Origin of the sequence: Actinomycetospora sp. (assembly GCF_036497245.1) — a bacterium.
Classification (GTDB): domain Bacteria; phylum Actinomycetota; class Actinomycetes; order Mycobacteriales; family Pseudonocardiaceae; genus Actinomycetospora.
This window is the reverse complement of sequence record NZ_DASXJS010000144.1, coordinates 1-12,904: the sequence shown is the minus strand read 5'-3', so window position 1 is coordinate 12,904 and position 12,904 is coordinate 1. Positions and strand designations below refer to the sequence as shown.

12 protein-coding genes are annotated in these 12,904 nt (G+C 74.7%); 5 read left to right on the top strand and 7 right to left on the bottom strand.

Annotated features, from left to right (window positions below; translation table 11 throughout):
- Positions 1 to 114: 114 nt before the first annotated feature.
- The 5 genes from VGI02_RS15545 to VGI02_RS15525 form a co-directional block, all read right to left on the bottom strand.
- Positions 115 to 699 carry a class I SAM-dependent methyltransferase gene (locus tag VGI02_RS15545; RefSeq protein WP_331628351.1) on the bottom strand — a complete coding sequence of 195 codons (585 nt, stop codon included), beginning with the start codon at positions 697 to 699 and terminating at the stop codon, positions 115 to 117.
- The gene (locus tag VGI02_RS15540; protein WP_331628349.1) at positions 696 to 2,045 is read right to left on the bottom strand and encodes a M20 metallopeptidase family protein; all 1,350 of its coding nucleotides are present in this window, start codon (positions 2,043 to 2,045) and stop codon (positions 696 to 698) included. The genes VGI02_RS15545 and VGI02_RS15540 overlap by 4 nt, the downstream gene beginning before the upstream one ends.
- The gene (locus VGI02_RS15535) at positions 2,042 to 3,208 is read right to left on the bottom strand and encodes an amidohydrolase family protein (RefSeq protein WP_331628347.1); all 1,167 of its coding nucleotides are present in this window, start codon (positions 3,206 to 3,208) and stop codon (positions 2,042 to 2,044) included. Before VGI02_RS15535 ends, VGI02_RS15540 begins: the two co-directional genes overlap by 4 nt.
- Positions 3,209 to 3,240: 32 nt before the next feature.
- Positions 3,241 to 4,506 carry a class I SAM-dependent RNA methyltransferase gene (locus tag VGI02_RS15530; protein WP_331628375.1) on the bottom strand — a complete coding sequence of 422 codons (1,266 nt, stop codon included), beginning with the start codon at positions 4,504 to 4,506 and terminating at the stop codon, positions 3,241 to 3,243.
- 121 nt (positions 4,507 to 4,627) lie between these two features.
- A complete protein-coding gene (locus VGI02_RS15525; RefSeq protein WP_331628345.1) occupies positions 4,628 to 6,775 on the bottom strand; it encodes an APC family permease in 2,148 nt (715 codons plus the stop codon).
- A 239-nt stretch (positions 6,776 to 7,014) separates the two neighbouring features.
- On the opposite strand from VGI02_RS15525, the gene VGI02_RS15520 reads away from it, so the two are divergent.
- The 3 genes from VGI02_RS15520 (at position 7,015) to VGI02_RS15510 (ending at position 8,924) form a co-directional block, all read left to right on the top strand.
- Positions 7,015 to 7,680 (top strand): potassium channel family protein, encoded by a 666-nt coding sequence (locus tag VGI02_RS15520; protein WP_331628343.1) that lies wholly within the window; start codon positions 7,015 to 7,017, stop codon positions 7,678 to 7,680.
- A 4-nt stretch (positions 7,681 to 7,684) separates the two neighbouring features.
- Positions 7,685 to 8,368, top strand: a complete 684-nt coding sequence (locus VGI02_RS15515) for a potassium channel family protein (protein WP_331628340.1) — start codon at positions 7,685 to 7,687, stop codon at positions 8,366 to 8,368.
- A gap of 94 nt (positions 8,369 to 8,462) precedes the next feature.
- Positions 8,463 to 8,924, top strand: coding sequence for a protein-tyrosine phosphatase family protein (locus tag VGI02_RS15510; RefSeq protein WP_331628338.1), 462 nt, complete (start codon positions 8,463 to 8,465; stop codon positions 8,922 to 8,924).
- 72 nt (positions 8,925 to 8,996) lie between these two features.
- Here VGI02_RS15510 and VGI02_RS15505 read toward each other — a convergent pair whose 3' ends face one another.
- Positions 8,997 to 9,602: a CGNR zinc finger domain-containing protein gene (locus VGI02_RS15505; RefSeq protein WP_331628336.1), complete on the bottom strand. Its 606-nt coding sequence runs from the start codon at positions 9,600 to 9,602 to the stop codon at positions 8,997 to 8,999.
- Between the two features lie 56 nt (positions 9,603 to 9,658).
- On the opposite strand from VGI02_RS15505, the gene VGI02_RS15500 reads away from it, so the two are divergent.
- Positions 9,659 to 10,480 (top strand): alpha/beta fold hydrolase, encoded by an 822-nt coding sequence (locus tag VGI02_RS15500; protein WP_331628334.1) that lies wholly within the window; start codon positions 9,659 to 9,661, stop codon positions 10,478 to 10,480.
- A gap of 44 nt (positions 10,481 to 10,524) precedes the next feature.
- Positions 10,525 to 12,228 (top strand): alpha/beta-hydrolase family protein, encoded by a 1,704-nt coding sequence (locus tag VGI02_RS15495; RefSeq protein ID WP_331628332.1) that lies wholly within the window; start codon positions 10,525 to 10,527, stop codon positions 12,226 to 12,228.
- A gap of 36 nt (positions 12,229 to 12,264) precedes the next feature.
- On the opposite strand, the gene VGI02_RS15490 is transcribed toward VGI02_RS15495, so the two are convergent.
- On the bottom strand, positions 12,265 to 12,774 hold the full coding sequence (locus VGI02_RS15490; RefSeq protein ID WP_331628373.1) for a maleylpyruvate isomerase N-terminal domain-containing protein: 510 nt from the start codon (positions 12,772 to 12,774) through the stop codon (positions 12,265 to 12,267).
- Positions 12,775 to 12,904 lie beyond the last annotated feature (130 nt).

Below are 12,904 nucleotides of genomic sequence, written 5' to 3'. Positions count from 1 at the left end.
CCTCATCTCTCACGGGTCCCGGATGGGCCCGGCGCGCGGGCCGTGGCCAGTCTACGGAGTACCCGGGGGCCTGCAGGCCGTTGCCGGCCGCCGGTGACGAGTCAGACCGTCCCGTCACGCCGTCCGGGGCCGACGGGCCACGTACACGACGGCGGGCGGGGCGTTCAGCCACACCGTGCGGCTGACCACGACCTCCTCGAAGGTGGCCTCGAGGTTGCGCTGCACCTGCGCGGCGGTCGGGAAGAACCGGATCCAGGCGTGGGCGAGCTGCGTCACGGCACCGCCGGGCGCCGCCATCCGGGCGAGCAACGGGAAGATCGAGCGGTCCTTCGGTGCGGTGGCGAGCCAGGGCAGCCCGGACACCGACAGGTCGGCGCGCACGCCCTCGGCCAGCAGTTTCTCCACCGCCGTGTGCGCGTCGTCGCAGATCACCTCGACGTCCGGGTGGCGTTCGCGCAGCACCGCGGCCATCTCCTCGTCGAACTCGATCGCGATGTGCCTGCCGCGGCCCTGCAACCGCTTCTGGACCTCGTCGGTCACCGAGCCGGTGCCCGCCCCGAGGTCGACGACGACGGGGTCGCCGGTCTCGGGCAGCGGGGCGATCGCCTGCCGGCACAGCGGCGGGAAGCTGGGGAAGAGCGCCGCGACGTGCAGCGGGTCGCGGAGGAAGGCACTGCTGAAGTGACGAATCTCGGTCACCGGGACTCCTGGGGTCGGGACGGGACGGCGAGGTGGTGGCCCGCGGCCACGACGGCGGCGAGCAGGGCGCGGGCGACCTCGCCGACCATCGCGTCGTCGGGCGAGAACCCGGGGTGGTGCAGACCGGGGGCGGTGCCGGGCGCCGCGTCGGGGTCGGCGGTGCCGACGAAGAGCATGACGGACGGGACCGGCGGCGCGTCCTCTCCGGCGGCGTAGTGGGAGAAGTCATCGGCTCCGCACGACCGGAAAAGGGTGTCGAGGGCCAGTCCCGTCGGGCTCGGCGCGTGCTCCCCGCGGCGGCGCCTGCCGAGGAAGGCCGCGACGGCGCCCGCCAGCCCGGCGTCGTTGACGACGGCGGGCTCGTTGGGGACCACGCGCATCTCGCCGGTGCAGCCGTGGGCGGCCGCGGTGTGCTCGACGACGTCGCGCACCGCGGCGAGGATCTCGTCGCGGTCCGCGTCGAGGGCGCGGACGGTGCCGCGCGCGGTGGCCTCGGCGGGCACGACGTTGGGCGCCGTCCCCGCCGTCATCTGCCCGATGGTGACCACGCCCGCCTCGAGCGGATTCACCCGCCGCGAGACCACCTGCTGGATCGACACCACGACCTGGGCGAGCGCGAGGACGGGGTCCCGGGTGCGGTGGGGGTAGCCACCGTGGCCCGCGCGGCCGTGCACGGCGATCTCGATCTCGTCGGACGAGGCGTTCACCGCGCCCGGGCGGACCGAGACGATCCCCCGGGGCAGCTCGGGCTGCACGTGCACCCCGAGCATCGCGGCCGGGGTGTGCGCACGGAAGGCCGCGGCGGCGACGACGTCCGCCGCGCCGCTCGGCGCCTTCTCCTCCCGGGGCTGGAAGACCGCGAGCAGCGGCGTGGGCAGCAGCCCGGGGGCGGCCGCGACGGCGCGCGTGAGCGCCACCAGCGCGGCGACGTGGACGTCGTGGCCGCACACGTGCGCGGCCGGGTGGTCCGCGGGCATGACGGCGGCGAACGGGAGGCCGGTCTGCTCGACCACGGGGAGCGCGTCCAGCTCGGCGCGCACCGCGACGGCGGGACCCGGGCCGCCGAGACGCAGCATCCCGCCGGTGTCGGCCACCGGTTCCAGAGCTGTGACATCCCCCGTCGCTCCGCTCGCCCCCGTGACCTCCCCCGTCGCTCCGCTCGCCCCGGTGAACAGGGCGGCCGCGACGGCGTCCCGGGAGTCGGCCTCGTCGCCGGAGATCCGCGGCTCGCGGTGCAGCACGTGCCGGAGCTCGATCGCGGCGGGGAGCTCGGCCTCCAGTGCGGCGGCCAGGGCCGCGGGCACGCCGGGCACCGGGGGCACCGGGGGCGCCGTGGGGTCGGTCACACCGGCATCCGCGCGTAGACCCGGTGGGCGTTCTCGCGAGCGATCATGGTGGCCACCCGTTCGGCGTCGGCAGGAGAGATTTCGTCGGTCGCGCAGGCCTGCTCGAGCAGCCCGCCCAGGGCCGCCCGGAACCGCAGCGCGCCCAGCAGGTGCAGCTCGGGCAGACCGTAGGCGTCCGAGGCGTAGAGCACCTTGGCGAAGGGGGCGAGCTCGAGCATCTCGGCGATCACGTCGCGGGAGCGGGCCCCGACGTAGGGCACGGCGAGGCTGACGTCGACGTGCACGCAGGAGAACACCTGCGCCAGCCACGCCGCCTGGCGGTGGTACGGGTAGGTGTGCAGCAGCATCAGCGGCACGCCGAGCGGCTCCACGAGGCGCGCGAGCCCGCTGAGCAGGGCCGGGTCGGCGCGGTGCAGGTCCTCGTCGGGGTCGCCGAACCCGGTGTGCACCTGCAGCGGCAGCCCGGTGTCGAGGCCGGTCCAGATGCCGTGGCGCAGCAGCACCGGGTCGCGCAGCGTCGCGCCCTCGGCGGCCCGGCGGGGCAGCCAGGCGTCCGCGGCGGCGGCCACCTCGGCGGGTTCGGGGCGCCGCGGGTCGACGTCGAGGCCCGCGCGGTAGGCCAGCACCGTCTTGCAGGCCACGGCCAGTGGGCGGACCTCCGGGGCGGTGCGGCGGGCGACCTCGGCGGCCACCGCGTCGCCGTAGCCCGCGGCGTCCACGCCGGCGTCGGCCACGTCCTGGGCTACCGCCTCCAGGCGCACCACCTCGCCGACCGGCACCCCCGCCGTCTCCTGGAGCTCGTCCAGCCCGAGCAGGCCGCCCGCGGCGAAGCCGTGGTCGACCAGCAGCGTCTCGGCGCCGGCGGCCCGCATCAGCGCCCGGGAGGCGGGGCCGGTGCCGATCTCGGTGCGGCGCGTCAGGTAGGCGTCCGGATCGGCGTGCGGCGGCAGCCCGAGGACCGGGGCGCACCAGCGCCGCACCGAGAGCCCGAGCGCGGAGTCGAAGGCCGAGGTGCCGGGGGCGGGCCCGTCCCCCTCGGTGAGCATCGCCTCGAACGCGGGGCGGTCCAGGTCGGTGGCGACCACGGAGTGGCAGTGGTGGTCGACGAGGCCCACGCCGTCGAGGAAGCTGACCGGTCCGGCCGGGACCAGGCCGAGTGACACCAGGCTCCCGCCCTCCGGGGGAGCCGGACGGTTCACGAGCGGTCCGGGTGGTCGGGCTCCGCTCCGCTCCCGTCCCGGGGCGTGCCGTCGACCCCGATCCGCACGAGGGTGGCGACGCACTCCACGTGGTGGGTCATCGGGAACGCGTCGAAGACCCGCAGGTCGTCGAGCCGGTATCCGGTCTCGGCGAGCGCGGCGACGTCGCGGGCCAGGGCCGCCGGGTCGCAGGCCACGTGCACGATCCGACGGGCCCCGAGGGCTCCGATGCGGGCGGCCAGCGGGCGCCCGAGCCCCTTGCGGGGCGGGTCGGCGACGATCACGTCCGGCGCCCGACTGACCCGATCCCCCGTCGCTTCGCTCGCCCCGACGCGGACCAGGGACTCCAGCACCTTCTCGACGCGGCCGCGCACGACGCGGCAGGCCGGCAGGTCGTCGAGGTTGCGGGCCGCGGCCCCGGTGGCGTCGGGATCGGACTCCACGTTCACCACGAGCCCGCCCGCGCCGACCCGCTCGGCGAGCGCAGCAGCGATGAGCCCGGCGCCACCGTAGAGATCCCAGACCGTGTCGCCGGGCCCGAGGTCGCCGACCCCGGCCATCGCGGCCCCGACGACGGCGTCCGCCGCACCCGGGTGCACCTGCCAGAAGGTGGGGGCGGGCAGCTCCCAGTCCCGTCCGGCGGCGTGCTCGTGGGCCGTCCCCGACCCGACCTCGAGGCGCCGCTCGCCCTCGAGGAGCTCGGCGGCGTGGGTCTCCCCGTCGCCGTCGCGGACCACCTCGATCTCGGCGGTCGGCGTCCAGTCCCGCTCCAGGACGGGCGCCAGCGCCTCCGGGACCGCGATCGGGCAGTCGCCGACCGGGAGCACCTCGTGGCTGCGGTGGGCCCGCAGCCCGGGCCTGCCGTCGTCGGTCACCGCCATCCGCATCCGCGTGCGCCAGCCCAGCGGCCCCCCGGGGAGCGCCTCGCAGACGATCTCCCGCTCGATCCCGGCGATGTGCGCCAGCTGCTCGGCCACCACGGCGGCCTTGAGGTCGCGCTGGGTGTCGTGGTCGGCGTGCTGGAAGTCGCACCCGCCGCAGCCGCCGGGCCCCGCCCACGGGCAGGCGGGCTCGACCCGGCCGGGCGCCTCCCGCAGCACCGTCACCGCGTCGGCCCGGCAGAACGACCCGCCGCCGTCCTCGGTGACGACCGCGTGCACCCGCTCGCCGGGCAGCGCGTGCCGGACGAAGACGACGCGGCCCTCGTGGCGGGCGACGCAGTGCCCGCCGTGGGCGATCGCACCGATCTCGACGTCGAGCATCCGGTCGACCCAGGAGTCCTCGACCGGCCCTGCCGCGGTCACCGGGCCACCGGCCCGGGGTTGGTCGGGCGGGGCTTCATCGGGCGGGGCTTCATCGGGCAGGCCTTCATCGGGCGGGGCTTCATCGGACATCGGCGCCGGGTCGGGTGGCCGACCCGTCCGGGCCCGCGGGATCCGTCGGCGAGCTCGCCGTCCGCGTCCCCGGCTCGGGGGTCGGGAGCGTGGACGTCCCGGTCGCGTGGGGCGAGCTGCCGGGGTGGGCGCCGCCCGCTCCGGGCGGCGGCGCCTCGTAGCCCCGGCGCGCGGACCCGGGTGCCGCGGGCGGCTTCCGGGTCGCGAGCCGAGCCGACGACTCGAGCTGCCACGGCACGCTGACCACCATCACGCCCTTCTGGAACAGGAGCCTGCCCTTGAGGCGCAGGGCGCTCTGGTTGTGCAGGACCTGTTCCCACCAGCGCCCGAGCACGTACTCCGGAATGAACACCGTCACCACGTCGCGCGGGCTGTCGGTCCGAATCCGCTTGACGTAGGCCAGGATCGGCCGCGTGATCTCGCGGTAGGGAGATTCCAGCACCTTCAGCGGCACAGGCAGCTTCCGGGCCTCCCAGTCGGCGACGACGCGGCGGGTGTCGGCGTCGTCGACGTTGACGGTGACCGCCTCGAGGACGTCGGGCCGGGTCGCCCGGGCGTACGCCACGGCACGCAGCGTCGGCTTGTGCACCCTCGAGACCAGCACGATCGCGTGGTTGCGACTGGGCAGGACGGCGTCGATGACCTCGGGGGCGGCGATCTCCTCGGCGACCCGGTCGTAGTGGCGCCGGATGGAGAGCATCAGCGCGAACGCCAGGGCGCCGGCGACGATCGCGATCCACGCTCCAACCGCGAACTTCGTGATGAGCACGACGACGAGCACCACACCCGTCATCGCGGCGCCGAACATCGACACCACGCGGGACTTGTGCAGGCGGCGCCGCTCGGTGTCGCCGGTCTCGGTGCGCAGCAGCCGGTTCCAGTGCCGGACCATGCCGGTCTGGCTCAGGGTGAACGAGACGAACACCCCGACGGTGTAGAGCGGGATCAGCGCGGTGACCTCGGCGCCGAACCCGACGACGAGCACCACGGCGAAGAACGCCAGGAAGAGGATCCCGTTCGAGAACGCCAGCCGGTCGCCGCGGGTGTGGAGCTGCCGTGGCAGGTAGCGGTCCTGGGCGAGGATCGACCCGAGCACCGGGAAGCCGTTGAACGCGGTGTTGGCCGCGAGCACCAGGATCAGCGCCGTGAAGATCGTCACGGCCCAGAACCCGGGCGGGAAGCCCTCGAAGATCGTCTGGGCCAGCTGGGCGATCAGCGTTTCCTGCTTGTAGCCCGGAGGGGCGCCGACCAACTGGGTGTCCGGGTTCTCGGCCAGGTGGACGCCGGTCGCGCGGGCCAGGGCGAGCATGCCGCCGAAGAGTCCGACCGCGATGAGGCCGAGCATCGCCAGGGTGGTCGCTGCGTTGCGGGACTTGGGCTTGCGGAACGCCGGGACCCCGTTGGAGATCGCCTCGACGCCGGTCAGCGCGGCGCAGCCCTGGGTGAACGAGCGCAGGACCAGGAACATCAGGGCGAACTGCGAGAGCTGGTGGTCCTCGCCGACGATCTGGACGCCCGCGCTGGGCGCGATGAGGGGCTCCCCGCTCAGGACGAGCCGGACGATCCCGACGACGATCATCACCACGAGGCTCGCGATGAAGCAGTAGACCGGGATCGCGAACGCCGCCCCCGACTCGCGCACCCCGCGGAGGTTGATCGCGGTGAGGATGGCGATGGCCAGCACGCAGAAGAGCACCTTGTGCGTCCCGACGAACGGGATGAGCGCCCCGAGGTTGTCCGCGGCCGACGACATCGACACGGCCACCGTGAGCGTGTAGTCGACGAGCAGGGCGGACGCGACCGTCAGGCCTGCGTAGCGGCCCAGGTTGACCGTCGCGATCTCGTAGTCGCCCCCGCCCGAGGGGTAGGCGTGCACGTTCTGCCGGTAGCTCACCACCACCGTCGCGAGCACGACGACGACCGCGAGCCCGATCCACGGCGAGAACACGTAGGCGCCGAGCCCCGCCAGGGACAGGGTGATCAGCACCTCCTGCGGGGCGTACGCCACGGAGGAGAGGGCGTCGGACGCGAACACCGGCAGCGCGACCCGTTTGCGCAGCAAGGTTCCCGAGAGCTCGTCGCTGCGGAACGGGAGTCCGAGCACGAGGCGTTTCGCGGCGGTCGCGAGCCTGGGCACGGCGCAGAGCGTAGGCCGAACGGGCGGGCAGGTGGCAGGGCGACCGGCCGGGACGCTCGTCGCACCATCGGGGCCGGCCCCGCAGCTCCCGGTGACGCGGCCGCGACCACCCGTTGCCGCACGGATCGTCGGGGGCACCCGATACCGTGCGCCCGGCGAGGGACGAGAGCCCAGCCCGGTCGGTCAGCGACCGGGCGACCGTGGGGCGGTCGGGGGACCGCGGTGCGACGGGAGGACGCGTGCACATCGTCGTCATGGGCTGCGGCCGCGTGGGCTCGGCGCTGGCCCTGTCGCTGGAGCGACTCGGCCACGAGGTGGCCGTCGTCGACCGCGACCCCCAGGCGTTCCGGCGCCTGGGGAACGACTTCCACGGCCAAGAGGTCGTCGGCGTCGGGTTCGACCGCGAGGTCCTCACCTCCGCGGGCATCCATCGGGCGCAGGCGTTCGCGGCGGTCTCCTCGGGCGACAATTCCAACATCATCTCCGCGCGTGTCGCGCGGGAGACGTTCGGCGTCGACCAGGTCGTGGCCCGGATCTACGACGCCAAGCGCGCCGCCGTGTACGAGCGGCTCGGCATCCCGACGGTCGCCACGGTCCCCTGGACCACCGACCGCTTCCTCCGGATGCTCCTGCCCGACGGCGTCGCCACCGCCTGGCGCGACCCCTCGGGCACCGTCGCGATCATGCAGCTCCCGTTCCACGAGGACTGGTCGGGGCGCCCGGCGACGGAGCTGGAGGAGGCGACGGGCAGCCGCGTCGCGTTCATCGTGCGCTTCGGCACCGGGGTGCTGACGCGGCCCGACACCGTGATCCAGGCCGATGACGTGGTCTACGCCGCGGCGGTCAGCGGGACCGTGGCGACGGTCACCCAGGCGGCGCTGACCGCGCCGGTGGAGCGGGGGTAGCGGGATGCGCGTGACGATCGCCGGGGCGGGCGCCGTGGGGCGCTCCATCGCCGCCGAGCTCATCGAGAACTCCCACGAGGTGATGCTCGTCGAGCGCGACCTCGCCGAGGTGGAACCGGAGTCGGTGCCCGCCGCGGAGTGGGTGCACGCCGACGCCTGCGAGGTGGCCTCCCTCGAGGACGCGCAGGTGCAGGACTGCGACGTCGTCATCGCCGCCACCGGGGACGACAAGGTCAACCTGGTGGTGTCGCTGCTGGCGAAGACCGAGTTCGCGGTCAAGCGCGTGGTGGCGCGGGTGAACGACCCGCGCAACGAGTGGCTGTTCACCGAGTCCTGGGGCGTCGACGTCGCGGTCTCGACCCCGCGCATGCTCGCGGCGATGGTCGAGGAGGCGGTGTCGGTCGGCGACCTCGTCCGGCTGCTCACGCTGCGCCAGGGCAAGGCCAACCTCGTCGAGGTGACCCTGCCCCCGGACACCCCGCTCGCCGGCCGGCCGGTGCGCGAGGTGCCGCTGCCCGCCGACGCCGCCCTCGTCGCGATCCTGCGCGGCGGGCGGGTGATCGTGCCCCAGTCCGACGACCCGCTCGAGGGCGGCGACGAGATGCTCTTCGTCGCGGGCGAGGGCGTCGAGAAGGAGATTCACACGGTGCTCACGACCCGCGACGAGGGCGGCCAGGAGCTGATCTAGCCCGAACCCGCCCCACCCCGCACCCCGTGTCAGCAATGATCCATTGCTTTCATCTGACGACAGGAACGGGACATTCTCGTTCGGAGGGGTGCTCGTGCTCGACGGAGCGATCACCCTGCCCGGCGGCGGACCGGTGCGCGGTCGTGGGCTGCGTCAGGGGCTCCCACCCGGTCCCACACCGGCCTTCGGGCTCTACCTGGGGTCGCCACGAGCGGCCCGGCGGCATGACCCGTCGCTGACCTGGCCGCGCCGTTGGCTGGTCTGGCCGGACTTCCGGCTCCCCCGCCACCCGACGGAGGCGTTGGACGCGATCGTCGGGACCCACCACCGCATCACGGCACTGGGTGAGGACGTCGAGGTGGCGTGCGGCGGCGGGGTCGGGCGCACCGGGACCGTGCTGGCCTGCGTGGCCGTCCTCGACGGTCTCGGGCCCGACGAGGCGGTGGCCTGGGTCCGGGCCCACCACCACCGTCGGGCCGTGGAGACCCGTGGACAGCGCCGGTGGGTGGAGCGCTTCGCGGCCGAGCGCGGGCCGGCCCGGCCGCCCGGGCAATGAGTGGGATGCGCCACCCACTCGTCAGATGACAGCAATGGACCATTGCTGTCAGGCGGAGCGGCGGCCGGAAGATCAACCGGACCCCCGCGCGTGATGCCGAGCAGCCTTCGCGCGGTTGCCGCAGGTCGCCATCGAGCACCACCGCCTGCGCCGGGACGGTGACGGGTCCAGGAACAGCCACGAGCAGCGCCCGCAGAGCCCGATGCGGTGGCGCTCCTCGCTCGCGAGCAGCCCGGCGGTGGCCAGCGCGAGGCGCCGGGCGGGCAGCGCGAGCCCGACGTCGGCGACGGCGACCAGCCACGCCGGGCCGCGCGTCGGGTCCGGGGCCGGCCGCGCCACCCCGTGGGCCTCGGTGACGTCGCGCGCGACCCGCGCCCGGTCGCCGTCGTCGGACTCCTCGCCGGTCACGGCCGCGGCCAGCCATCGGTGGAGCGCCTCGCGCTGCGCCCGCGCCTCGTCCAGGGCGGCCGCGGCGCCGTCCGGGTCGGCATCGGCGAGGGCCACGAGCTCGGCGGCCTCGGCGCCGGCGAGGACCTCGGCGGCCCGGGCCCAGGCCACCAGGTCGGCGTACGTGGCGACCCGCTCGAGGCGCTCGCGCAGGAACCCGCCCACGGTGTTGGTGAAGTCGAGCGCCGGGTGGCCGCCGACGAACGCCTCGGGACTCCACTGTGCGGTCACGGTTGACACCTCCTCGGTCGCTGTCTAACCATAATAGCAGCGAAAGGGGTTAGATCATGGAGTTGACCGAGACGTATACGTTCCGCGGTGATCGCGTCCGCTGGGGCACGCAGGGCTCCGGCGAACCGCTGGTCCTGCTGCACGGCACCCCGTTCTCCTCGGTCGTGTGGCGACGCATCGCGCCGCACCTGGCCCACCGTCGCCGGGTGTTCGCCTTCGACCTGCTGGGCTACGGGCGCTCCGAGCAGCGCGAGGGCCAGGACGTGTCCCTGGGCGTCCAGAACGAGCTGTTCGCGGCCCTGCTCGACCACTGGGGCCTGGAGCGGCCCGACGTCGTCGCGCACGACTTCGGCGGGGCCACCGCCCTGCGCACCCACCTGCTCGACGGCCGGGACTACCGCACGTTGACCCTGATCGACCCGGTCGCGCTGAGCCCGACCGGCTCGCCACTGGTGCAGGCCGCACGACGCCACCCGGACGCCTACGCGGAGCTCCCGCCGTACGTCCACGAGGCGGTGGTGCGCGCGTACGTCACCGGCGGGGTTCACCGCACGCTGGACGACGCCGAGATGCGCCGGTACCTCGATCCCTGGCTGGGCGAGGTCGGACAGCCGGCGTTCTACCGGCAGATCGCCCAGATGGACGACCGGTACACCGACGCGATCCAGGACCGCCTCGACGAGATCCGGTGCCCCGTGACGATCCTCTGGGGCGCGCAGGACCGCTGGATCCCGGTCGCGCGGGCCCACGATCTGGCGGCGCGGATACCGGGGGCCGCCGTGCGGGTCGTCGACGGCGCCGGGCACCTGGTGCAGGAGGACAGCCCGGAGACCGTGGTCGCGACGGCCCTGGAGGCGCTGGACGGTGTGCCCGTGTAGAGGGTGCCCGGGCACGACGGCGGTGATCGCGCGAGACTCTCGCCGTGCCCGAGCCGCAGGCGCCCCGCCCGACCCTGCCCGACCTGACCCCTCCCACCGGCGCCGCGCGCCCCGAGGCCGCGCGAGCCACCCGCCGTCGTCCCCTGCTGCACCCGGGCGGCCTCCTGGTGGGGACGGCACTCGGCGTGCTCGCGCTGACGCCCGGGCTGATCCCGCGCACCGGGCTGTTCCAGGGCCTCGTCAGCGGGGTCATGCTCGCGGCCGGTTATCTCGTCGGTGTCCTGCTCGGCCTCCTGCTGCGCCCGCTCACGCGCCGCACCGGGCGGCGACTGAACGGCGCCGCCTGGACGCTGCTGGTCGTCGTGCTCCTGCTGGCCTGGGCCGTCATGGGCTACCTCGGGTTCGGGTGGCAGGCCGATCAGGCGGCGCTGCTGGGCATCCCAGGGCCGCAGCTGCGCGACTGGCTGATCGCGATCCCGGTCACCGTCGGGGTCCTCGTCGTGCTGTTCGTCCTCGTCCGGGGCGTACGGGCGCTCCCCCGGTGGCCACGGCGCGCGCTCGGCGTCGTGGGGCTCGTCGTCGTGGCGGCGATCGCGATCTCGCTGGCCGGCATCCCGGGATTCAACCCGGCCCGCACCCTGCTCGACCGCGCGTTCGCCGTGCAGAACGAGGGGGTCTTCGGTGGCGCGGCGCAACCGGCCGACCCGCTGCGCTCCGGGTCGCCGGCATCACTGGTGAGCTGGGACAGCCTGGGCCGCGGCGGGCGCACCTTCGTCACCACCGCCCCCTCCCCCGCGGACCTCGCCCGGGCGAGCGGGCACGCGGCGGTGGACCCGGTCCGGGTCTACATCGGGCTCGGCGCCTCCGAGGACGCCCGCGAGCGCGCGCAGCTGGCCGTGCGTGAGCTCGCCCGCACCGGGGCGTTCACCCGGCCGGTCATCGGCGTCGTCACCACCACCGGGACCGGCTTCGCCGACGCCGAGGCCATGAACGCCCTCGAGCTCGCCTGGGGTGGCGACACCGCGCTGGTCACCAGCCAGTACTCGCTCCTGCCGAGCGGGTTGTCGTTCCTCCTCGACGGCGACCGGGTGCGCGAGGCGGGCACCACGATGTTCGACGCGGTGCGCGCGGCGGTGGACGCGATGCCGCCCGGGGCGCCCCGCCCCAAGGTCGTCGTGTTCGGGGAGTCGCTCGGCTCGTTGGGGTCGCAGGCCGCGTTCCCGACGCTGGACGACGTGCGGGCGCGGGCCGACGGCGCGCTGTGGAACGGCCCGCCGAACTCCTCGCCGCTCTGGCACGGCCTCGTCGCCGGCCGTGACCCGGGCAGCCCCGAGATCCGGCCCGTCGTCGAGGGCGGCCGGACGGTGCGCTTCGGCGGCGGATCGGTCACCACCCACCTCCCGGCGGCGCCGCCCGGGCCCTGGCCCGACCCGCGCGTGGTCTACCTGCAGCACGCCAGCGACCCGGTCGTCTGGTGGAGCCCGGAGCTGCTGTGGTCACGGCCGGACTGGCTCGCCGAGCCCCGCGGGGAGGACGTGCTGCCGACCGTGCGGTGGTACCCGCTGGTGACGTTCTGGCAGGTCACGATGGACATGATCCGCGCGCAGACCGTCCCGTTCGGGCACGGCCACAACTACGGACCCGAGTCCCTGGACGCCTGGATGGACGTCGTCCCGCCGCCGGGCTGGACGCCGGCCGACACCGCCCGGGTGCACGCGGTCCAGGAGGTCCCGGACCCGACACGGTGACCGTCCCGGCGCCGACCTGCCGCGCCGACCTGCCGCTCAGATGTGCGGCCAGGTCTCCAGGGGCGTGCGGTCGCCGGAGACGTGGAAGGCCACCGGGTCCCGGCGGTGCCAGAGCACGAGGGCGAGCTCCCACGTCGTGCCGCGCACCACGGTCTCGGGACCGGGGTCGGGGAGGTCCTGGCGCACGGTCTCGCCCGTGTCCGTGAGCTGGAGCACCAGCGTCGCCTCGGTCGGCGGGGCGAACCCGGCTGCGAAGGCGGTGGCGACGAACGCCTCGAAGAACTCGGCGATGCCGTCGCGGGCGAGGTCGACGGGGATCGGGTCGGGCTCGGTGTCCCGCGTGGTCGCGGCGTCCCAGCGGTGGACCGCGAACTCGTGGGCGGCGCGGCGGACCCAGTAGACCGCCTCGTCGGGGAGCACCGACCAGTTGGGCACCGGGCTGTCCGGATCGGTGGTGGCCAGTCGCGTGAGGAGCCGGTCGAGGTCGTCGTCGAAGGTCGTCAGTGCCTCAGCGTGCGGTGTCCACGGACGGCAGGGGTGTCCGATGTCGTGTCGACGGGCCAGTTCTTCCCCGGACGTTGATCCAGGCGACAGGCTCGATTAGACCCTTTGCGATCGCACATGTGTTCGAATAGCGGCTGTTGTTGCTGGTCAGGGGACCGTAGCCTGGTGGTAT